Consider the following 21,008-nt stretch of genomic DNA (forward strand, 5'->3'; position numbering starts at 1 on the left):
AAACCTCCTCGCTCCAACCCAAACCGAACACATCAAAGGACACATCATGGTTTACCTCCGTCTCCACCACGTCAACGTCACCTCCGATGACATGTCACTGCTGACCGACTTCTACGGAAAGGCATTGGGACTGAACCAGCTCCCGTCCCCGGCGATGATCGCCACTTCCAAGAACGCGGACAAGGACATCGACGGTGACGCCGAGTGGGACAGTGCCGCCAAGTTCTACGACGCCGGCGACCCGAACGAGCTGCAGATCCACGCCACCCAGCGCCAGCCATACCTCGCCGCGCAGGAAGGGCACTCGGTCAACCCGCTGATCGGGGGCCACTTCGCATTCCGGACCGATGACATTGAGGCGATCAAGGCGCGCCTGACCGAGCACAACATCCCGTTCGACGACTGGGGCATCTGGTCGGTCGAGGGCTGGCACCAGATCTTCTTCACCGATCCAGCGGGCAACATGATCGAAATCCACCAGGTCATGACCGAGGGCGAATCCTGAACCTGCCGATGACGACTCCCCAAGCCCCCCATCAGTCGTCAGGCGGTGAAATCCCCCGATATGCCGAACTGCTGGATCGCCCCGGAAGGCTGAAGGGAACGGCGTGGGGCCTCTGGGGTCCGACAGATCAGCTCGGCACACTCAACCACCTCACACCCGAGCGCGTGCTCGCCGCACGGGAAAGCATCCTGACGGGCGCCGTCGTCCCTCTGAACCTGCCGTTGACAGAGTTCGACCCGCCGATCATTTCCCACCGCGGCTCGGTCGAACACACCGTGTTCGGCTTGAATGAGTTCCACCGCGATGACCGGATCGACAGCTTCTTCCTGCAGGCATCCACGCAGATCGACGGACTTCGTCACTTCGGGCATCCGGACCGCGGCTTTTACAACGGCACCGACCCGACGGGACTGGTTGCGGGCCAGCCCGACCTCGGCATCCAGGCAGTGGCACAACGCGGAATTGCCGGACGAGGGCTGCTCATTGATGTGGGTGCCTACCGGGAAGCGGTGGGCCGTCCGATCGATCAGACGCGAAACGAGCCGATTCCGGTCGCGGATCTGGATGCAACTCTCGAGTGGCAAGGCAGTTCACTTAGTCCGGGCGATATCATCATGATCCGCACCGGCTGGCTGCAGCATTTCCGTCAGGTGACTGACCATGGGGACGGCGTGCTTCGTTCGCCGGGACTTCGCCAGTCGGAAGAGACTGCGGCGTGGCTTTGGGACCACCAGGTCGCCATGGCAGCCTCTGACAACATCGCCCTCGAAGCGTGGCCGCCAACTGATTCTGAAGTCACCGTCGATGCGGAACTGAATGGTTCCATGCCAATGTCCAGTCACACCGGGATGCTTCACCGCATCCTCATCCCCCTGCTGGGACTCACCCTCGGTGAACTTTGGGCGCTCGACGAACTCGCAGCCGCCTGCACCCTGCGCAAGCGGTACGACGTGTTCCTCACCGCACAGCCGCTAAATCTGCTGGGTGGAGTCGGCAGCCCCGCCAACGCTATGGCGATCCTTTAACCGCGAAAGATCAGGAGCATTTTGTCGTGAATCAACACCAATCGGTGACAGCCGAAGCTGTCCTCATCACCGGTGGCGCATCAGGCATCGGCCTGACGTGCGCACGCCAGGCCGCGGCCAGGGGCGCCCGCGTGGCCATAGTCGATATCAACCCCTCTGCAGCAGCAGATGCTGTGGCGACGCTTGAAGGACACGGGCACCTCGGGATCGCCGCCGATGTCACCGACGCCGATGCCATGCGCAGCGCCGCTGACCAGTTCGCTGACGGAGGAAGCCTTACCGGTGTGGTTGCCGCCGCCGGCATTGTCAGCCGCCTGCCGTTGCTCGACATCGATGTGGCTGAATTCCGGCGGGTGCTCGACATCAACGTCATCGGAGTCCAGAACACGATTTCCGCCGCCGGGCCACACCTTATCCGGGCCGGCGCCCTGGGAACGGTAGTCGTCCTGGGCAGCGCCGCCGCATTCACCGGAGGCGGCCTCATGGGGAACGGCGCATATGCCACTTCCAAGGCCGCTCTCATCGGACTGGTCCGCGGGTACGCCCGCGAACTTGCCCCGCACCGCGTGCGCGTAAACATGGTCGCCCCCGGGGCAACGGAAACCCCGATGACCGATGTCTTGAGTGATACCGACCGCGACCGGATCGCCGGAATGTCACTCCTGGGACGTCTGTCAAAACCAGAGGAAATCGCCTCAGCCATCGCCTTCCTCCTCGCCCCGGAAAACGGCACCATCACCGGACAGATCCTGCACGTGAACGGCGGCGTGGTTTTCGGCTGATATGTGAGGCCGTGCTATCAAAAGGCATGGATGAGCGGCCCCCGGGCTTGAGGTTCCGGGGGCCGCTCATCCGTGTGCTGCGATCAGACCGTTGCGGGTGTCGCGAGCGACGCCTCCGAGAGGGCGGTGAGCTCCTCCGCGGTCAATTCGAGAGTCGCCGCTGCGAGCAGGTCGGGCAGTTGCTCTACCGTGCGGGCGCTCGCGATCGGGGCGAGAATCGTCGGCTGATACCGGAGCCAGGCGAGGGAGATTGTCGCGACTGAGACCTCATGGGCGGCCGCGACCTCGTCGAGGACAGGCAGCAGGGCCGCGTGTTTCTCCAAGTACGCCTGGGCTCCGTCAGCGCGGGGGCTGTCTATGCTTGCGCCCTCGCGGTACTTGCCGGTCAGGAAGCCCGATGCAAGGGAGTAGTACGGCAGGACGGCGAGCCGTTCCTGCATGGCGATGTTGCGAAGCTCGCCCTCGTAGTCCCGCTCGATGAGGTTGTAGTGCGGCTGCAGGGCCACCGGGCGGTGCAGCCCCTTTGCGTCAACGATCCGGAACCACTCGGCGATGCGTGCCGCAGAGTAGTTGGAGATGCCGATGTAGCGCACCTTACCGGCGTCTACGAGTGCGGAGAGCGCAGTGACCGTCTCCTCGAGCGGCACGGACGCGTCGTCGAAGTGTGCATAGTAGAGGTCAATGTGGTCGGTGCGCAGCCGCTGAAGGGACGCGTCCGCGGCAGCGGCGATGTTGCTGGCTGAGAGCCCTTTGAATTCCGGGTGCTCGCTCACCTTGGTGGCAATAACGAGCTCGTCCCGGTTGCCGCGGAGCTGATGCCACTCGCCGATGAGGCGCTCGGATTCCCCGCCGGTGTTACCCGGCACCCAGGCGGAGTATCCGTCCGCGGTGTCGACGAAGTTGCCGCCTCCCGCGGTGAAGGCGTCGAGGATGTCGAAAGATGCCTGCCGGTCTGCAGTCCAGCCGAAGACGTTGCCACCGAGGTTGAGCGGGAAAACGGACAGGTTCGAGGTGCCGAGGGCAATGCGTGAGAGGGTCATGATGAGTCTCCTGAAGTTGGTCTGGAAATGGTGTTCTGCCACGGCCGCTTCTGCGTCCGGGGAGGTTCAGATGAGTGATTTTGCGGTAAGCCAGTCTTTGGCGATGGTGGCTGCCGGCAGTTTTTCGCCGGCACTGCGCGCGTTGAGGGCCACGAGCTCCGCCGCCGTCATGGCGCCGCTGATCCGGTCGATGATTTTTGCGGCCTTCTCGTCGACGTCGTCGCTGGCCAGCGGGACCACGTTGGAGGCGAGGAACAAGCCTTCCGGGTCCTCGAGCACCACCAGATCGTTCTTCTGTATGGAGGGGTCGGCGGTGTAGATGATGGCCAGTTGCACAGCGTTGTCCTGCAATGCCTTGACAGTCAGCGGGCCGCCACCGTCTTCAATCGGAGTGAAGTTTACTTCAACGCCGTACTTGTCCTTGAGGCCTTGGGGGCCGTTTGGCCGGGTTTCACCCTCGGAGTTGCCTCCGAGGGTGAGTGGCTGGCTGACTTTTGCGAGGTCAGCGATGGTGGTGAGGTCCCACCGGTCGGCGAACTCCCGGGTGACGACGTAGGCGTCCTGGTCGGTGGCAGGTGACTGGTCAAGCACGCGCAGGTTTTCGGGAACAGCTTTATGGAGTTCGGCGTAGACGGCATCGGCCAGGCGTGCGGTGGTTTCTGGCTGCCAGTGCTGCAGGGCGGGGCCCGTGTACTCAGGGAACAAGTCAATCCCGCCCGCCTCGATTTCAGGTAGATATGCTTCGCGCTGGCCGATCCGCAGCTGACGCTCCACGGAGTACCCGGCTGCCTCGAGGGCCTGGACGTACGTCTCGGCGATGATCTCGTTGGAGTAATAGTCCTGCGAGCCGACGACAATGGCCTCCCTCGAGTTGCTGCCTGCGTTGTTGTCGTTTAGGGGATTGCCCGTCGAACACCCGGCTAGCGCGGCGACGGTGACGGCGGACAGCGCGGCGGCGAAAATTCGGGGATTCATGATTGTCCTTTCAAGAGGGGTCAGGGTTAAAGGCGGCGCGGTTGTGCCGCATGAGCTTGGTGGGAGGGCCTGCTCCCGGTTGGGGCGGCGACACGGCGGCCGGCCCGCTGCAGGGCGGATAGCATGATTTCGAGCAGGAGTGCCAGGATCACCAGCAGCACCGCGCCGGCGAGCATCTGCGGGTAGTCGCGGGTTTTGAGCCCTGCGTACAGGTAGCGGCCCAGGCCCACGTCAGCCACGTAGGCGGCGAGTGTCGCGGTGGCCACAACCTGCAAGGTGGCGGCGCGCAGACCACCGAGGATGATCGGTGACGCGAGTGGCAGTTCGACCCGCAGGATGACCTGCAGCTCACTCATTCCGCTTGCGCGTGCAGCGTCCACAGTGGCGGGGCTGACGTTTTCCACGCCGGCGTATGCCCCCGCCAGCAGCGATGGGACGGCGAGGACCACGAGGGCGAGCACGGGTGCCTGTAAACCGATGCCGAGAGCCAACCCAAGAGCGGTGAGTAATCCCAGCGTCGGGATCGCCCTGGCTGCGCCGGCAAGAGCTGCTACTACCGTGCGGCCCCGGCGTGTGTGGCCAACGATGATTCCAATCGGCAGCGCGATGGCAGCCCCGACGAGTATCACCCCGGCCGTAACCGCGAGGTGTTCGAACACGCGCTGGAAGATGCCGGTCGGTCCGGACCATCGTGCGGAATGGCTGAGCCAGTTCAGGGCCTCGAGAAGGAGGGTCACGGTCGTACCTCCGCAGGCGCGGCGATGTGCCTGACTGTATTTTCTCGGCCGGGGCGTCTCGCCCGCGTCCAGGGGGTGAGCATATGGCCCGAAATCACAACGGCTGTGTCGAGCAGCATCGCGAGGACGACAGTGAGCACCATTCCCGTGAGCACCTCCTCCGCGATGCCGCGCTGAAAGCCGTCGGTGAACAGGCTGCCGAGGCTGGAGATTCCGACAAGAGCGCCTATCGTGACCAGCCCGACAGTGCTCACAAGCACCACGCGGACACCGGACAGGATCACCGGGACTGCCAGCGGGAGCTCGACCTGCCAGAAGACGGCACGCGGTGAATGACCGATCGCGACGGCCGCCTGCCGGGCTGTCTGGTCGACGGCAGCGAAAGCGTCGGCGACGCTGCGGACAAGCAGCGCGACACCGTAAATGGTGAGTACCACCACCATCGTCAGCGGTGACCGCAGCGGGATGCCCAACAGTGCCGGCACGATAATGAGCAGCGGCAGCGCCGGTACGGCGTACAGCAGGCCGGCGATGCTGAGCAGTGCACCGCCAAACTGGGGCCGGCGGTTCGCGAGCACCCCGAGTGGGAGTGCGATGAGCACGCTGAGGATTATGGCGGGCAGACTGAGGGTAAGGTGAATGAGCGCCAGCTGAACCGCTTGCGGCCAGCCGGTTGCGAGCCAGGTCACAGGGCAAGCACCCCGACCGGGCGGCCTTCGCCGTCGACGACCACCCGACGCCCTGCCACATTACGGGCAACAAGCGTCCGGTCGGCGCGGTCAGCGCCTACAAATTCGCGAACGAAGTCGTCCGCCGGTGCGGCGAGGATTTCCGTCGGGGTGCCGACCTGCGCGATGCGGCCACCTTGGCGCAGCACCACGACCTCGTCCGCAAGGCGGAACGCCTCGTCGATGTCGTGCGTGACCAGCACGATGGTCTTGCCGAGCTCCGCCTGCAAACGCAGCATTTCATCCTGCAGCTCACGGCGCACGATTGGATCGACTGCCCCGAAGGGCTCGTCCATCAGGAGGATGTTTGGATTGGCGGCCAGCGCGCGGGCAACCCCGACGCGCTGCTGTTGCCCCCCGGACAGCTGCGACGGGTAGCGCAGGGCAAGTGAAGCGCTGAGGCCAACGCGTTCGAGCAGTTCGTAGGCGTCGCGGCGGGCATCACGGCGTCGCACTCCCTGAAGAACGGGGACGGTAGCGACATTGTCCAGCACGGTGCGGTGTGGCAGTAATCCGCCGGCCTGCAGCACGTAGCCGATGGATCTCCGCAGCTGCACGGGGTCCAGCTGCCGGACATCGCGTCCGTCAATGAGCACTGCACCTTCGGTGGGATCGATCATGCGGTTGACCATCCTGAGCAAGGTGGTCTTCCCGGATCCGGAGGACCCCACGAGCGCGACAGTGCGATGCGACGGCACTACCAAACTGAAGCCCGCGACTGCCACGGTGTCGTCGGGATACCTTTTCCCGACCTCACGGAACTCAATCATCAGCCCGTGATGCCTGTAGATGGTGCGGCGGGACGCTGAACCTGCACCCCATGGATCGGGGCGGTCATGGGAGCACCACTGCCTTGCCGCCGACAGTGTTCGCCTCAAGGTCGCGGTGCGCCTGCACGATATCCTCCATGCGGTAGGTGGCGCCGACCGGGACCCGGGCGTGGCCGGCGGCAACCGCGTCAAGGAACTCCTGCAGTACCTCGGCAGGGAGATCGGCCGCCTCCCCGGAGTATGCGGTGAGCCGCACGCCGTTCGGCAACCAGTCCATCGGGTAAAAGTGATCGATTGTCCACTGATCGGAGAGCATTCCGGTGAAGCAGACAACACCTCCCTGGCGGACCGTTCGCAGTGTATCGCGCATGACGTTAACCCCCACGAGCTCCACAGCGCTGTCAACGCCGCCAGGAAGTATTCCCCGCACGCGGGGCGCGATTTCGCCGTCGTCGATAAGCACATGGTCTACGCCTACGCTCTCGAGCAGGGCACGTCGGGACTCGCTGCGGGTGGTGGAGAGAACGGTCATACCGCGGAGCTTTGCCAGCACCGCGATGGCCAGACCGATGGAGGACGTGCCGCCCCTGATGAGCAGGCTCTCCCCCTCCTTGGCCTGCACCCCTACCGCGAGGGAGCCGTGGGCGGTCTGCAGCATCTCTGGAACGGCGCCGATGACGTCCCAGGGAAGCTCACTATGGAAGGGGATGACCTGCGACGCCGGCACCAGCACGAACTCGGCGTAACCGCCGTCGAACTCGCGGCCCATGCCGCCCATCATCGTGACCACCTGCTGACCAGGTGCGAACTCCCCGCCGGGAGCTTCCGCAACGACACCGGCCGCCTCAATTCCCGGGACACGTGGAAAACCTCCGGTGTACGCCAGGCCCTGGCGGAAGTGCAGCTCGGACCGGTTGAGCCCGAAAGCCTTCCCCTGGATCAGTACCTGACCCGGTCTGGCTGCCGGGCGAGGCAGCTGCCGCAACTGCAGTACTTCAGGTGCCCCTGGTGCCTCCACAACCACCGCACGCATCGTTTCGCTCATTGCGGCACCGCGGCGGATGCAGTGAGGCTTTCATCAAGGCGCTGCACCGCTGACACCAGGGCGCTGATGTCCTCGCCGGCGAGGTGTTCGTCCAGGGCGTCCTGCAGCACCAGGACGCCAAGGTCCAGTGCCCGCCCGCCGGCCGGGCTAAGCGCAATGAGTGAGGAGCGGCGGTCAGAGGGATGCGGCTGCCGTTGGGCGAGCCCTTCCTTTTCAAGACGATCCGCCAGTTTGCTCGCGGCACCCACGGTGATGCGCAGCTCCTGGCGGAGCTCCTGTACGCGGGCGGAGGGCGCGTGGCGCCGAATGACCCGGAGGGAGGACAGAACAGCGAGCGACGGCGCGCCTGCGGCTTTGAGCCGGTTGTCGACATGGTTCCACAGGTTGGTTTCATACCGGATGAGTGCATCGAAGAAGTCCATAGTGAGGGTAACTGTACTTCAAGGAATTATATTCCTGAGAATCAACTTGGGGTTTTGCTTCTCAACATAAAGCGGTGAGCAAGCAACCAGTCGACGGGACTGGCGTGGATCACTGGCGCACCGTCAGCGGCGTAGCTCCGGATTCGCTGGCTGGCAGCGCCTGGACCGCTGAGCAGTTCTCCCTCTCAGCTGAGTGCACGCCGGATTGCCCCCGGTCCTCGTCGCTCACGGGCACGAGGACAACCTGGTAGCCGGTGGAACAATCTGGCCGCTACCGCGACGCCCTAGTTGACGCTGGAGTCCAGGTGGAAACATCGAAAACGGCGGCTAGCACGTCTTTCAGGACGGCTTCGTACTGGAGGTGCTCGAACGAACTGTTGCGTTCCTACGCAACTGCCTGGACTCCCCAAGCACCGCAACCGGACCCCCAAACGGCCGCCGTCGAGGAGGCCTTGCGCGCTACCGGCCGCTTCCCTCCCTTCAACGACGTAGCCGAAGCCAGAGCACGTGGGGCCGAGATGCGGGACCGGTTGTATCCGCCCCGGCCCCAACCCGTGGCCTCCGTCGAGGACTGCACGATCCCGGGTCCGGGCGGGCAGGTGGCTCTGCGGGTGCAGAAACCTCCAGCGCTCTCCGACGTGGTGGTCCTATACGTCCACGGCGGCGGCTGGGTGCTCGGAGACCTCGACTCACACCAGGGCACCGCCGCCCGCCTGGCCGTAGCGACACCGGCCACGGTGGTGCAGGTCGACTACCGGCGCGCCGCCCCCGAACACCCCTTCCCCGCGGCCGTGGACGATACCGTGGCCGCCGCCGAGTGGGTGCACGCCCATCTGGCGGAGCTGGGAAGGCACCGGCTGGTACTGGCAGGGGACAGTGACGGGGGCAACATCGCCGCCGCCGTAGCACTGCACTGTCGCGACAGCGGAATCCCGGTTGAGGCTGTTCTGCTCCTCTACCCCTCCACCGACTGGACAGCCCAGCCAATCGGCGGCCTGGTGGCCACCTACGTGGACGCAGATCAGGACCTCACCGACCCCCGGCTCTCCCCTGCGCCGGCACCCTCCCTGGCAGGACTGCCTCCAATCATCCTGGGCGTGGGCGGGCTGGACTTCCTGTTCGAAGACAACCTCGCCTATGTCCACGCCCTGCGTGCGGCTCACCTGCTTCTGAAGGTTGACGGAATCTCCCTCATCTGCCTGTTCGATTTGAGCAGGAGCTTGGCCCGAATACAGGGCGTAGCCGGAGTCCAATCGGGCTGCAAGTGAGGCGCCTTGCGTGCTCTTCGCACCGTGGGCTGGTTCATCGCCCGTACCCGCCGCCCAGTGTCATTTTTCCTGACGGACATTGTCGGATTCCTTGGCCGGACGCCACCGGCGCAGGGATGTTCGCGATTCGTAGGCCTGGGCAGATGGGTACGTTACGAGCTCCACTGTGCTGCCCCACGGGGTGCGGGCGTAGAGATACCGGTTGCCCTCGCCTGCATCGCCTCCGGGAAGATCGCCGGGCTGGCTCAGCAGCTGCCCGCCGGCCTTTTCCAACCGGGCGGCGGCCTCCTCGATGTCGTCTACATAGACGCAGAAGTGCTGGAGGCCGTAGTCGCTCGGCACTACAGGGTCGCGCTGGGTTGTTCCGGAGTATGTGAACAGCTCCAGATTGGGTCCTTCGCCGAATCGAAGCATGCGTATTGCCTCGATCCGTGCCCCTGTTGGGACACCCAGGCCGGCCTCGACGGCGGGGCCTGCCAGAGGTTCGTCGAGCATGTCGTAGATCTTTTCGGCGCCGAAGGCGTCGGCGAAGAAGCGGGTTGCCTGCTCAAGGTCCGGCACTGTGATGCCGATGTGCTCAATTGCGCGAATAGTCATTGGTACTCCTCCTAAATCTGGGCTGCTGCCCAGAAACCAGACTGGGTTGCCTCGTACATGCGTCCGCCCCTAAGGCGGGTGCCGATGATGTGCACGCGATCGTCGTCGGTTGCCCCTGCAAGGGCATCACTGGCAGCCCGATCCTGTGCCCACACCACTGTCTCTCCGGCGGGGGCCTGCTGGTCGGTGAGAACGGTGACGTTCCGGGCGGTGAGCAGCCGCCGCAGGTGGTTGCGCTGCATGTCGTTGGTGTCGAGTCCGACGTCGGCGCTGGGAGAGCTGAGGGTAACCTTCCGGCCCTGCTCGGCCAGCCACAGGGCCGCGAACATCGCCGTCTCAGTGTCCCCATGCACAGTCACCTCCTGCGCTTGGGGGGCACGGCGGTCGGCCAGCATCTGCACGGCTTCGACTGCTCCCTTGGGCGCGCCCGAGCTGTCAGTGCCGGTGGCGAGCAGGACGGTGTCATACCCGTTCATATCGGCTTCCGTTACTTCGGCGCCGAGCCGGACTTCAACGCCGGTGCGCTGCAGCTCGGCGCTGTAGAACTCGAGGAACGTGGTGATCTCCTTGTTCAACACCTCCGCGGCGGCCCACGCCCGCAGCTGGCCGCCAATTTCCCGCTCGCGTTCGACCAGCGTCACTTCATGGCCGCGCTCGGCGGCCAGGATGGCGGCCTCGCATCCGGCCGGGCCGGCTCCAACAATCAGGACCCGCTTGGCGAGGACGGCCAGCCGTCGCGCCTCGGCGGCCCGCTTCTCCTGAGACAGGGCAGGGTTAATAACGCACTGTGTGTGCTGACCGTTGAACATCCACCGCGAAATGCACTCGTTCACTGCCAGGCAGCGGCGAATGTTGGACGTCTCACCACGCCGGGTCTTCTCGACGATCGTAGGATCGGCCAGGCCGGCTCGTCCCATGGCGACGAAGTCCAGCTCTCCGGCGGCGACGTCGTCATTGAGCTCGTCCAGCAGCCAGACCAAACGCCCCACGCCGATAACGGGTACGGAGACCCGCTTCTTCACTTCTTTGGCATAGTGCAGGAGGTTCCCCGGGGGGACCATGGGCAGGAGAACGTCCGCTGTGTCGTAATTGCCGGCCGACACGTCCAAAGCATCCACGTACTCCTCCAGCATCTGACAGAACGCCAGCCCGTCCTCCAGGGAGAGCCCGCCCTCGTACGGCTCCTCGACACTGAGCCGGTACAGCACCGGGAAGTCCGGACCGACCTGTTCGCGTACCGCCCGGACCACCTCGAGGGCGAATCGGGCGCGATTTTCCAGCGAGCCTCCGTACCCATCGGTGCGCTTGTTCGTCTTGGGCGACAGGAATTGCCCTAGCAGGTACCCGTGCGCGCCGTGGAGCTCCACCGCGTCGAAGCCCACCTCCTTGGCCCGCCGGGCGCCCTGGGCGTACATGTTGATAAGGCCGGGGATCTCCTCGAGCCCGATGGCGCGCGGTGCCGTTCCGAAGGCGCTGGTGATGCCGGCCGTTGGCGCGATCGGGGGCACGTTGCCTTCGGTGTTGCCCTGCGAGTTCTGGCGGCCCGTGTGGTGCAGCTGCACGGCGATCTTCGCGCCCTCATTGTGCACCGCCTCGACCAGGTCGGCCAGACCGGACCGGTAACGGTCGTGGTCGATCCGGATCGGGTGTCCCACCGTGCGGCCAACCTGCCAGTCAACCGAGGTGTTCTCCGTGATGAGCAGGCCTGCTCCCCCGCGCGCCCGTTCCCGGAAATATTCGATGAGGCGGGGGCCCGCGTATCCATCGACCTCGGCGTACTGGGTGAAGATGGGGGACTGGACGAAGCGGTTCTTCAGGGACATACTTCCGATCCGTCCGGGCTGGAAGAGTGCGGCGTGCTTCACGGCACGCTCGCTCAGGGTATTAGACATTGGGGACTCCTTCGTCACCGGGAGGTATTTCCTCGCAGTAGCAAGTATGTGAAATTCCAGGGCGCAAAACCTGCCACCGTGTGCACAGAAATGTTCCGGGTGCGCACAACGTCGTGTGGATCACCTTCAGCGGCGGGTGTTCCGTGCTTCCCGGGGTGAAACACCGTACGCGGTGCGGTAAGCCCGGCTGAACGATGACGGACTGTCGAAGCCGTACCTGTGCGCGATCGCTGTAATCGACAGGTTCCCCGATGACAACAACAGTTGCCGTGCCGCTTCCCGCCGACGGCGCATCAAAAATTGGCGGCAGGTCTCCCCCGTGCTTTGAAACAAGATGTGCAGGTACCGGGTTGAGACCGCGTTGGCACGGGCAATGTCATCCACCGTCAGGCCGGGATCTGCGATCTGGCTTTCAATGAAGGCCTTGATCTCCATCAGCCGGATCGCCTGAGTGTTGAGCACTATGTTCGTGGAAGCACCTAGCGCCGATGTCAGCAGGTCGATGGCGACACGTCCTGCTGTGGCGGCCGCCTCCGTGTCCAGGACTCCGGACGTCATCGATATCTCTAACCAGCCGAACAGCAGGCGGAGGCTGGGGGTCGGGGCCAGGGGGCGGGCGACGAGTGCGTCGAGGCGCGGGAGTGCCTCGAGGCAGAGGTCACGGGGTATAAAGAGTGTCGTCTTTACAAGCGTGCCGTCGCTGTGGCACTCCCCCGGGATGACTCCGTCCCAAATTACGGCGCTGCCTGGCCCAACCGATGCCTGGCGACCGCTCTGTGAAAAGACCTCCTGGCCTTGCCGTACTAACAAGACCGCGGTGTAATCACCGTCCGTACGACTGATCTCACGGGAACCGCGGCGGCCTGACATCCCGCCCAGACGGCAATCTACTGCCCATGGTCCGCCGAGCTTCACATCTTTGTATTCCAGCGAGGCGTCACGAACCACGTCCAGGCACCATGGCAGATGGCTCGTCGAGAAACTCGCGACCATCTCGTTGCTGACCGCAGCCATCGACGTCACGGACAAGCTCCCTCACCAGCGCTCAGGTTCTTTCTGCGTTCATCATCCGCGCGTCCGGAATGTGCACGAACCAATTGCCTACGACCGCGCGTCTGACCAATGCCAAAGACCATACCAACCCTCGACCGATCTGAATCCAGCCGGGCAGCCTCTGCCGCCAGATCCACGGACGCAGTATGCGTTCCAATAAGTACCCGCTGGTGCAGAACCAAGTGTTCCGCGCGAAGCCTCATCTTGGCTCCTGACGGTATTGGGGTGGAAACGGACTGGGCGACGACCCCCTCACAGGGCCAGCCCGCCCAGGCCAAGTGGACCAGCCTCCATCTGTTTTGACGTCCCGTTGACACCAGGTCTGCGACCGGTGCCCGCACGCGGCTTCCTAGGGCTGAGCGGGTGTAGAGCAAGCAATGAGAGGTTTTTCCTACGAGAAATCCGTGGTTGTGTTGGCACCCCAAGCGGGGGTGCATTTCAATCGTCATGCTCTCTCCTTTGTCTCTTACTAACGGCCAAGACACGCAATCTGTTTGCCCTGTGCAGCGCGCGGCCTGGGCGTCACCAATGGGTTGAACGAGACGCTGCCTGCGAACCCTTCGGAGTCGGAAGCGTCACATGAGTGGTCCCAGGGCGGACCGTCCCCAAGACTGTTAATCCGGCGAAACTTTCCACCGAAGAACAGGAGCGGTTCGTGCTTGGTGCCTTCAAGGAGATCACTTCGCAGACCACAATGAGGTGGTCCCCGCCGTCATAGATGCTCCAGGGACGGCATGCCAACGTGACTGGCTTCCGGCCCACGATACTTTCGGCGAAAGGCACGGCGCCGTTCCGTTGTTGAATGGACAGGACATTGATGGCATAGGGTGCACCTTTAAGGTATCGGGACCGTGAAGTCCGGGTCAGTCGCCTGGGCCATGGGCGGATCGAGTGAGACGGCCGTGAAGGAGTTGACCGTGGCGCCGTGGGACACGCCGTCATCGGAACGGCATGTCGCTACTGCGACTCCAATGGCGAACGTCCGAATGCCTGGCCGCACTTCGCGCGTGTCTACAGGTGACACGACTGCTTCCTGGCTCACTGGCGCCTCCTCTGCTGAGGAACTGATGTTGGCAAGACGGCCTCAAGGCCAACCCGCGGTTGAAAGTTGGGTGGCGGCGAGGGACCACCACCCAACAGCAGGCAGGCTGTCCGGTCTCGCCGGCTTAGCCCAGAGAGTTGGATTCTGCTTCAGTCCAGGGGATCGAGGATGAAGTCGTAGGTGACTTCCCGGCCCGGTGCCTCCGCCCGTTCCGTGGGGGCGAGGATGAGTTCGGGCTTGACGGCCGAGGCGATGTCGTCGGAAACGTGTTCGTCGCCTTCGAAGTAGAGCTGGGTGGTGATCAGCTGGTGTTCCGGGGCCGAGACCTTCAGGTGGAGGTGGGCCGGGCGCCAGGCATGCCAACCGGCTGCCGCGATGAGGGCACCGCAGGCACCGTCAGTGGGGATCTGGTAAGGGGCCGGCTGCATGGTGTTGACCTGGAAGTTGCCCTGTTCATCGGCAATGATCGAGCCGCGGAGGTTCCATTCGGGCAGACCCGGTGCGAACTGGGAGTAGAAGCCAAGATCGTCGGCGTGCCACAGTTCGATGAGCGCGCCCGCGAGAGGCTCGCCGGCGACGTTGCGGACCTGGCCCTGGAAGAGCAGCGGGGTACCGGGCTCGTCTTCCCTCATGGGCAGAGTAGCCGGGGTGTTCAGGACCGGGGCGTTAGGGATGTAGTAGGGGCCCTCGATGGTCCCTCTGGAGCCGTGCCGGTTGGCATTGGCAACCTCTTCCACCGAGTGCTCCACCCAGACGTCCAGGAACAGCGGCCATTCGCCGTCCTCGCCCACCCTGATGAGCCAGGCTTTGAAGGCGTTGTATTCGTCGTAGGTGACCTTTTCGTCCAGGACGGTGTCGTTGATCGCCTTGATGACGCGGTTGGCCAGGGTGCTCACCCGCTCCTGGCTGGTGTCTGCCGCGAACTGCTTGTTCTCCCTGAAGCGGGCCGTTGCCCCTGCGCCGGAAGCTGCCGCGGTGGCTTCTGTTTCGCTGGTCATACTGACTCCTTTGTCGTAGATATCTCGTCTTGGTTTCCGCATTGTCCTTACAAGAACGCCAAGTGCTGCGCATCACATACTGCGGCCTGATTCAAGGCTAGGCGTCCCATTAAGCGAACAGAAATACCTATTTCAAACGCATTGAAAGGCTTTCCGTATCAGTTTCCTAGGAGGAGGATTAGTCGACGCCGGACGGGCGCTTCGCCAGCGGGGTCACTTTGACGCCGCGAGATCCAGGAAGAAACATTTCAAGCGACTTGCAGCCCATGCCGGGTGCCCACCGCCCAGTCTGCAACATCGACACTGGGAGCACGCGGCTTCTTTCTCGAACGTGCCACCAGAGCCCCCGCTTGAGGTTCTTCTGGTGCCCCGTGCGGGTCCGACCACCTCCGTCCCGGAATGATGGATCGGTGCATTTTGCGCTGCCGCCGGCCCTTCCACGTGACGTAACACCCAGAGGGTGGGGTATTGCAATCTTGTGCGGGACTATCCGCACGGGCGTAGGCGTGGCCGGCCTTCACGCTGCCCGTAACGATGTCGAATTCGGCGGTGTCCGGGGGGCCGCAGATCATGATCATGCCTAGGGCAAGCCAGGCCCTGGCCAGGGACCTCCGCGTAGCCGGATACGTTGCCTCATTTCGCGTAGCGGGTTGTGTTGGCGTTCGTTGGCGGCTATGCCCAGTGTCAGGCGGCAACCAGTGGCGACAGGGCCAAGAGGCGTCAGTCTCCCAGGGGCCCGGGCTGCCAGCCCTCTGCCGGAATCCAACGTATGACTGCGGTCCACGTCTCTTCGACGGTGTGGCGCAGCTGCCCCGCACCGGACGGCCCTAAACCAGCCAACCCTCGGCGAGAGCTCGGACCCGGGCGGAGCGGCCACCGGTCTCGAGCATCCTGCTGACAGGTCTTTGGTCCCCGATGGGACAGGGTCCAGCAACACGGCGTCCGGTGGGTATTAGATATCGCGGATACCGTCTTCGTCGGTTGCCCATGGACATCGATCCCGGCTACGGACCCACCGTTTGGGGTTTGCAGACACGCTTGTCGAGAAGGCACTGTATACGGCTTCTCATATCGGCGCGGCCGACTTCAGATTTACGTTCTTGCGACGTGGTTGATACACGTCAGGAATCAGCAAAGTATGTACTTATGGACATTCAATGCTGTACAAATGAAACATAGCGGCACATTGTGCCAATTTATTGACCTTTTAGACATCCCCATCCCTGGGGTGTCCCTCACATCTCGCAAGGGAGCGCACGTGGCTGTTGCAGTTGTCGATCCAGGTTCCACAGATATCACCCCACTCATCCACCATCCGGTCCTTTGGGCTGCGGCAGTGGGAGTCTTCGCGGTGATCATCCTCCAGTCGGTCATCTATTTCAGGGCCATCCGGAAGGCGGCCCCGGCCGTCGGCCTCACTCGGGCCGAGGTCACCAGCTCGGTCCGGTCCGGAGCTGTGGCTGCGATCGGGCCCTCGCTCGCCGTGGCCCTGATTGCAGTTTCCCTGCTCCCGCTTTTCGGGACACCCGCGGTGCTGGCCCGGATCGGCCTCGTGGGTTCGGCCGCGTTCGACGTCGCCGCCGCAGGAATTTCTGCAGGCACGCAGGGCGCTCAACTGGGCGGACCCACCTACACCCAGAAGATATTCGCCCTTGCCTTCGCTGCCATGACCATCGGCGGGCTCGCCTGGATGCTCTCGGCCCTGATCCTCACACCCCTCCTGAGCAAGGGTGACGCGAAACTCCGCAAAGTCAATCCTGCAGTCATGGCCGTTGTCCCCACCGCCGCGCTGCTGGGCGCATTCTTCACCCTGGCGTTCACCGAGGTGGTCAAGTCCCCCGTGCACCTGGTGACCATGATCGTGTCAGCGGCCGCGATGGGAGCCTGCCTCCTGCTGGCCCACCGGCTGCGGCGCCCCTGGGTGCGCGAGTGGGGGCTGGGGCTCGCCATCATTGTGGCCCTTGCCGCCGCATTTTTTATGACCGCAGTCTGAAACTCCTGAAAGGAGCCAATCCGATGTCCACAACCACTTCCGCTGAACTCGCAGCATTTGACCGCACCACCTCCGTTTGGGGCCCCATCACGCTGGGGCTTGGGCTGCTCATCTCCCTTGCCGCTGCCCTGTACGCCGCTTTCGGCTCGGGAATGGGCATCACCGGCCTGGAGCTTGTCACCGCAGTGGCCGCCGTGCTGGCTACGTTCGGCGTCATTGCCATCATTGAGCCCATCTCCTACTTCCCTATTCTGGGCCGGTCGGCAATGTACCAGGCGTTCCTGATCGGAAACATCGCCAACAAGCTCCTCCCCGCGGCCGTCGTGGCGCAGGCCAACCTGGGTGAAAGGCCGGGCACGCGCCGGGCCGAACTCATTGCCGGGAGCGCCATCATCGGCGCGGTGCTGATCCACATCACCACACTGATTCTCTTTGTGGGCGTCCTGGGCACCTGGCTGGTGGGGATGCTCCCCGCACCGCTGATCGCTACCGCCCGTGGCTATATCCTGCCTGCGGTCTTCGGTGCCGTGGTCCTGCAGAGCGTGGTGGCCATGAAGAGCCGCCGCACCACCATCGTGGCCGTTGTGGTTGCAGCCCTCATCGTCTTTGTGGTGGTGCCGTTAGTGCCGGCACTGACTTTCTACGCCACCGCTCTGGCCGTCATCATCACTCTCGCCGTCTCCTGGTTCGCGCGGTCCAACACCCCGCCGCCGGCCGCCGACACAGCCCAGGGTGGAGACAGCCCGGCCGCCCGCCTCTCCGAACCCACCCACTGAAAGGGAACCAGCCATGACCACCACTACGAGTGTGCGGCTGACAGCCGCCATAGATGTTCCCGAATCCTTTATGGACGAATACACCGCCGTGTACGAGCACCTGCACGCCCATCCGGAACTCTCGGCCCAGGAATTCGAGACTGCCGCCTACATCGAAGCCCGGCTGGCCGGCCTGGGGATTGAATCCTTCCGCTGCGGGGTCACGGGGGTAGTGGCTGTCCTGAGGAACGGCGAGGGACCCGTCGTCGGTTTCAGGGCCGACACCGACGGACTGCCCATCGCCGAACAGACAGGCCTGGCTTACTCCAGCGAGGCGACTGGCACGCAGCCGGACGGTGTCACGGTCCCGGTGATGCACGGCTGCGGGCATGACACCCACATCACGGCGGCACTCGCACTTGCCGCCGTCCTTGCCGACCGCAGGGAACTCTGGGCCGGAACCCTGGTCCTGATCTTCCAACCCGGCGAGGAGACAGCGTACGGCGCCAGGGCGATGATCAACGACGGACTGTGGGACCGGGCGCCCAAACCCGAGGTGGTGCTGGCCCAACACGTCCTGCCCGCGGCCAAGGGCACGCTCGTCATCCGGGGCGGGCACATGGCCACCTTGGCCGACTCCTGGAAGGTCACAGTCCACGGCCGCCAGGCACACGGCTCGCAGCCGGAGCAATCAATTGATCCGATTGTTGCCGCCTCTGCCATGGTCCTTCGGCTCCAGACCATCGTCTCGCGCGAACTGGCACCGTCCACGCCTGCCGTCATCACCGTGGGCACGTTCCACGCGGGCCTGAAGGAAAACATCATCCCCGAGACTGCGGAGTTTTCCATCAACATCCGGACCCCGGATGAAGGCACCCGCGCCACCGTCCTCGCGGCTATCCGCCGGATCGTCTCTGCTGAAGCCGCCGCCTCCGGCGCCCCGGAGCCGACCATCGCGGAACTGAACACCTTCCCCCGCTGCTACAACGAGCCTGCCGCCACCCGCCGCGTCATCGAAGCGTTCACGGCGGACTTCGGCGCGGACGCCCTGATCAATGCTCCGCTCGGGATGGCTTCCGAAGATGCGGGCTGGCTCAGCGACGCCATTGGCGTTCCGGGGGTCTACTGGGCTTTTGGCGCGTTTGCTCCGGAACTCTTCCAGGACGGCGCAACGCCTGCCGGCAACCATTCGCCGTTCTTCGCCCCGGAGGCACACGCCGCCGTCGTCGGAGGAACAAGTGCAGCGCTATCCGGAGTGCTAGCCTATCTGGGCCGGAACTGAGATGCCGCGGGGCGACAGGGAAGCCTGTTGCCCCGCGCAGTTCGGGTACCTAGCCTGGCCTGCATCGACGGCCGAAACAGCGACGAAGGAACTGGACGTGGAGCAGCTTGATACGCTCGATCGGCAGATTATGGCCGCACTCGTGCGCAATGGCCGCGCCCCGTGGCGGCTGATCGCCGAGGTCCTCGGCCAACAGGAACGGACCGTGGCCCGCCGCGGCAACAAACTCCTCGAATCCGGGGCCATACGCATCAACGCCTTCATCAACCCAGCAGCAGTAAGTTCCCGTACTTCCTTCCTGCTCCGCGTGCAAGCAGTTCCCAGGGAGCTGCGCCGAGTTTGTTCGTGGCTCGCTGACCAGGACGAGTCCTCCTGGGTCAGCGCCCTCTCTGGATCGAATGAGGCAGTGGCGGGAATGTTCCTCGCCCCCGATGCATTGGCGAACCTGCTGTACCACCGCCTCGGGGAGGTAGACGGCATCCAGTCGTTCACCATGATGCCGCTGTTCGAGTACTTCCGCACACCCTCCGGCTGGACGCCGGATGTTCTGACCAAACAACAGTACGCAGCGCTGCACTCGGACGAGGACGGCCGCCTCGCCGGCAACGCAGATGGCCGCCCACCGCTCGATGAGACCAGCCGCATGCTGGCCATGCTGCTGCACGACAACGGCCGGGCCACATTGGACGAGCTCGCTTCTGAACTGTCCGTCTCCAAAGCAACCGTGAGCCGACGGCTGGATGCGATGACCGGATCCGGGACCTTGTTCATCAGGGCCGTGGTGGACCTGGGAGCGTTGGGCTTCCCGGTCGAGTCCCTGATCACGGTCGCCTGTGCGGACGGATCGACGCGCAGGCTGGGGGAACACCTCGCCGGCCTCGCAGTCACGCGCTGGGCCGCTGCCTCCGGCGACCAGCTCGTGGCACAGGTGGCGGTAGCCGCGCTGGAGGATCTCGGGGCGCTGCTGGCCGACCTCCAGAAACGCGACGGCGTGGCAGGGATCCGGTCCTCCATCTATGCAGAGATATTCAAGCGAAGCACCGTGCGCTACCACAATGGAATTCCGGAAGTTCCGGCGGCTGCAGCCTAAGCGGACCGCGTAAAGAGGCCCCGGCTTCGGCACCGACAACAACTGTAAGAAAGCACCATCCTAGGCTGCCCGGCAAACTTCATGCGCGTCAGTTTTCCCGGTGGCGCCGCCCTCCTGTCATGGTGACTCACGCCCCAACCTGACTTCAGGCTTTCGCTCAAAACCGTCAGAATAGGCTCCAGAAGGTATTTCTACACTTTCTTTGGCGAAGAGTCTTAGTTCCCACCTGACAGACAGTCGCCCGGGGCCGGTCTTTGCCGATAGGCCGACGTATGCTCCAGCAACATCGAGTGTTACCAGGCTGCCTGGGACCGTGTGGAATCCCGTTCTTTGCGCCGACTTTCCTATCCATACGGCTGTGCTGTCCCCTCCCGGCTTGCAAGTTGCCCCGCCACAGCCTCGTTAGGTGCTTGGCGTTCCAAAATGATCACGATCCAGTCCGGCCGACTGCCCTGCTGGTCTTAACGATGGTGCTCCCCCGGTCCGGTGAACCGATGCTGCATAGGCTGGGACCGGATTGCCCCGTGGAAGGACTACTGCTGCAGTCCATCCCGGGACCTCCATTGAAGTCCACGTGTCCAGACTTCCGCGGAAGTTTGTGCACACACCCTGGCCTGAATGCGCCTGAGCTGCGACAACACTGGCGGAGTAGGTGGTGTCCAGTCACACACACCTCCAGTCCTCACCGGTTTTGGGTCTGTGCCCGCGGAGCCCGTGGGCTGCGCAGACTCCTCCGGCCAGCCGCCGCCGGCACAAAGATACGCTGATCCGCCCGCCGCCCAATATTGTCTCCTCTCAGCGAGCTTCGCGGAAATCCTGGCGGGCCGTCATGTCGGCATCATCTGCCGATTGCATGGATATGGGGCAGCACGAAAGGCCGGCTGCACAAACCGAAAGAAAACACGGCATGCATGAACTCCGATTCACCGGCGCGCAACTCTACAGGCGGGCCCGTTGACAGGTGTTGACACTGTCAACACGTGTTTGGCCCGACAAACACACAGCCAGA

General features: G+C 64.1%; 20 protein-coding genes. 8 read left to right on the forward strand and 12 right to left on the reverse strand.

Annotated elements, in window-relative coordinates:
- Positions 1–46 precede the first annotated feature (46 nt).
- Genes AC1MCA_RS01195 through AC1MCA_RS01205 form a run of 3 tightly spaced genes read left to right on the forward strand, consistent with a single transcriptional unit; the run spans position 47 to position 2,312 of the window.
- A complete protein-coding gene (locus AC1MCA_RS01195; RefSeq protein WP_043480746.1) occupies positions 47–505 on the forward strand; it encodes a VOC family protein in 459 nt (152 codons plus the stop codon).
- An 8-nt stretch (positions 506–513) separates the two neighbouring features.
- On the forward strand, positions 514–1,530 hold the full coding sequence (locus AC1MCA_RS01200) for a cyclase family protein (RefSeq protein ID WP_479800614.1): 1,017 nt from the start codon (positions 514–516) through the stop codon (positions 1,528–1,530).
- A gap of 26 nt (positions 1,531–1,556) precedes the next feature.
- Positions 1,557–2,312 carry an SDR family NAD(P)-dependent oxidoreductase gene (locus AC1MCA_RS01205; protein WP_479800616.1) on the forward strand — a complete coding sequence of 252 codons (756 nt, stop codon included), beginning with the start codon at positions 1,557–1,559 and terminating at the stop codon, positions 2,310–2,312.
- Positions 2,313–2,395: 83 nt separating this feature from the next.
- Here the strand turns inward: AC1MCA_RS01205 and AC1MCA_RS01210 are convergent, their stop codons facing one another.
- From AC1MCA_RS01210 to AC1MCA_RS01240, 7 genes are all read right to left on the reverse strand, one after another.
- Positions 2,396–3,352 carry an aldo/keto reductase gene (locus tag AC1MCA_RS01210; RefSeq protein WP_479800617.1) on the reverse strand — a complete coding sequence of 319 codons (957 nt, stop codon included), beginning with the start codon at positions 3,350–3,352 and terminating at the stop codon, positions 2,396–2,398.
- 66 nt (positions 3,353–3,418) lie between these two features.
- On the reverse strand, positions 3,419–4,327 hold the full coding sequence (locus tag AC1MCA_RS01215) for an ABC transporter substrate-binding protein (protein WP_479800619.1): 909 nt from the start codon (positions 4,325–4,327) through the stop codon (positions 3,419–3,421).
- A gap of 26 nt (positions 4,328–4,353) precedes the next feature.
- A complete protein-coding gene (locus AC1MCA_RS01220; RefSeq protein WP_479800621.1) occupies positions 4,354–5,064 on the reverse strand; it encodes an ABC transporter permease in 711 nt (236 codons plus the stop codon).
- A complete protein-coding gene (locus AC1MCA_RS01225; RefSeq protein ID WP_479800623.1) occupies positions 5,061–5,666 on the reverse strand; it encodes an ABC transporter permease in 606 nt (201 codons plus the stop codon). Before AC1MCA_RS01225 ends, AC1MCA_RS01220 begins: the two co-directional genes overlap by 4 nt.
- Positions 5,667–5,749: 83 nt before the next feature.
- Entirely contained in the window at positions 5,750–6,562 is an 813-nt protein-coding gene (locus tag AC1MCA_RS01230; protein ID WP_479800625.1) for an ABC transporter ATP-binding protein, read from the reverse strand.
- A gap of 64 nt (positions 6,563–6,626) precedes the next feature.
- Complete coding sequence (locus AC1MCA_RS01235) at positions 6,627–7,607, reverse strand: zinc-binding alcohol dehydrogenase family protein (protein WP_479800627.1); 981 nt, start codon at positions 7,605–7,607, stop codon at positions 6,627–6,629.
- Positions 7,604–8,029 carry a MarR family winged helix-turn-helix transcriptional regulator gene (locus AC1MCA_RS01240; protein WP_479800629.1) on the reverse strand — a complete coding sequence of 142 codons (426 nt, stop codon included), beginning with the start codon at positions 8,027–8,029 and terminating at the stop codon, positions 7,604–7,606. The genes AC1MCA_RS01235 and AC1MCA_RS01240 overlap by 4 nt, the downstream gene beginning before the upstream one ends.
- A gap of 611 nt (positions 8,030–8,640) precedes the next feature.
- On the opposite strand from AC1MCA_RS01240, the gene AC1MCA_RS01245 reads away from it, so the two are divergent.
- Positions 8,641–9,297 (forward strand): alpha/beta hydrolase fold domain-containing protein, encoded by a 657-nt coding sequence (locus AC1MCA_RS01245; RefSeq protein WP_479800630.1) that lies wholly within the window; start codon positions 8,641–8,643, stop codon positions 9,295–9,297.
- A 60-nt stretch (positions 9,298–9,357) separates the two neighbouring features.
- On the opposite strand, the gene AC1MCA_RS01250 is transcribed toward AC1MCA_RS01245, so the two are convergent.
- From AC1MCA_RS01250 to catA, 5 genes are all read right to left on the reverse strand, one after another.
- Entirely contained in the window at positions 9,358–9,894 is a 537-nt protein-coding gene (locus AC1MCA_RS01250; RefSeq protein WP_479800632.1) for a VOC family protein, read from the reverse strand.
- An 11-nt stretch (positions 9,895–9,905) separates the two neighbouring features.
- The gene (locus AC1MCA_RS01255; protein ID WP_479800634.1) at positions 9,906–11,786 is read right to left on the reverse strand and encodes an oxidoreductase; all 1,881 of its coding nucleotides are present in this window, start codon (positions 11,784–11,786) and stop codon (positions 9,906–9,908) included.
- A 126-nt stretch (positions 11,787–11,912) separates the two neighbouring features.
- Positions 11,913–12,800: an AraC family transcriptional regulator gene (locus AC1MCA_RS01260; protein ID WP_479803504.1), complete on the reverse strand. Its 888-nt coding sequence runs from the start codon at positions 12,798–12,800 to the stop codon at positions 11,913–11,915.
- An 874-nt stretch (positions 12,801–13,674) separates the two neighbouring features.
- Complete coding sequence (locus tag AC1MCA_RS01265) at positions 13,675–13,881, reverse strand: flavin reductase (RefSeq protein WP_479800636.1); 207 nt, start codon at positions 13,879–13,881, stop codon at positions 13,675–13,677.
- 149 nt (positions 13,882–14,030) lie between these two features.
- Positions 14,031–14,879 carry a catechol 1,2-dioxygenase gene (gene catA, locus AC1MCA_RS01270; RefSeq protein ID WP_479800638.1) on the reverse strand — a complete coding sequence of 283 codons (849 nt, stop codon included), beginning with the start codon at positions 14,877–14,879 and terminating at the stop codon, positions 14,031–14,033.
- A 1,258-nt stretch (positions 14,880–16,137) separates the two neighbouring features.
- On the opposite strand from catA, the gene AC1MCA_RS01275 reads away from it, so the two are divergent.
- The 4 genes from AC1MCA_RS01275 to AC1MCA_RS01290 all read left to right on the forward strand — a co-directional run bounded on the left by AC1MCA_RS01275 (position 16,138) and on the right by AC1MCA_RS01290 (position 19,999).
- On the forward strand, positions 16,138–16,872 hold the full coding sequence (locus tag AC1MCA_RS01275; RefSeq protein WP_479800639.1) for a DUF5058 family protein: 735 nt from the start codon (positions 16,138–16,140) through the stop codon (positions 16,870–16,872).
- A gap of 23 nt (positions 16,873–16,895) precedes the next feature.
- Positions 16,896–17,648 carry a hypothetical protein gene (locus tag AC1MCA_RS01280; RefSeq protein ID WP_479800640.1) on the forward strand — a complete coding sequence of 251 codons (753 nt, stop codon included), beginning with the start codon at positions 16,896–16,898 and terminating at the stop codon, positions 17,646–17,648.
- 70 nt (positions 17,649–17,718) lie between these two features.
- A complete protein-coding gene (locus AC1MCA_RS01285) occupies positions 17,719–18,909 on the forward strand; it encodes an amidohydrolase (RefSeq protein ID WP_479803506.1) in 1,191 nt (396 codons plus the stop codon).
- A 97-nt stretch (positions 18,910–19,006) separates the two neighbouring features.
- The gene (locus AC1MCA_RS01290) at positions 19,007–19,999 is read left to right on the forward strand and encodes an Lrp/AsnC family transcriptional regulator (protein WP_479800642.1); all 993 of its coding nucleotides are present in this window, start codon (positions 19,007–19,009) and stop codon (positions 19,997–19,999) included.
- Positions 20,000–21,008: the final 1,009 nt, after the last annotated feature.

Source organism: Arthrobacter sp. BK1, from assembly GCF_056680055.1.

Coding starts and splice junctions, on each gene's coding strand:
- AC1MCA_RS01195 (WP_043480746.1), top strand. CDS start 47: ATGGTTTACCTCCGTCTCCACCACGTCAACGTCACCTCCGATGACATG.
- AC1MCA_RS01200 (WP_479800614.1), top strand. CDS start 514: ATGACGACTCCCCAAGCCCCCCATCAGTCGTCAGGCGGTGAAATCCCC.
- AC1MCA_RS01210 (WP_479800617.1), bottom strand. CDS start 3,352: ATGACCCTCTCACGCATTGCCCTCGGCACCTCGAACCTGTCCGTTTTC.
- AC1MCA_RS01215 (WP_479800619.1), bottom strand. CDS start 4,327: ATGAATCCCCGAATTTTCGCCGCCGCGCTGTCCGCCGTCACCGTCGCC.
- AC1MCA_RS01230 (WP_479800625.1), bottom strand. CDS start 6,562: ATGATTGAGTTCCGTGAGGTCGGGAAAAGGTATCCCGACGACACCGTG.
- AC1MCA_RS01235 (WP_479800627.1), bottom strand. CDS start 7,607: ATGAGCGAAACGATGCGTGCGGTGGTTGTGGAGGCACCAGGGGCACCT.
- AC1MCA_RS01240 (WP_479800629.1), bottom strand. CDS start 8,029: ATGGACTTCTTCGATGCACTCATCCGGTATGAAACCAACCTGTGGAAC.
- AC1MCA_RS01250 (WP_479800632.1), bottom strand. CDS start 9,894: ATGACTATTCGCGCAATTGAGCACATCGGCATCACAGTGCCGGACCTT.
- AC1MCA_RS01255 (WP_479800634.1), bottom strand. CDS start 11,786: ATGTCTAATACCCTGAGCGAGCGTGCCGTGAAGCACGCCGCACTCTTC.
- AC1MCA_RS01260 (WP_479803504.1), bottom strand. CDS start 12,800: ATGGCTGCGGTCAGCAACGAGATGGTCGCGAGTTTCTCGACGAGCCAT.
- catA (WP_479800638.1), bottom strand. CDS start 14,879: ATGACCAGCGAAACAGAAGCCACCGCGGCAGCTTCCGGCGCAGGGGCA.
- AC1MCA_RS01280 (WP_479800640.1), top strand. CDS start 16,896: ATGTCCACAACCACTTCCGCTGAACTCGCAGCATTTGACCGCACCACC.
- AC1MCA_RS01285 (WP_479803506.1), top strand. CDS start 17,719: ATGGACGAATACACCGCCGTGTACGAGCACCTGCACGCCCATCCGGAA.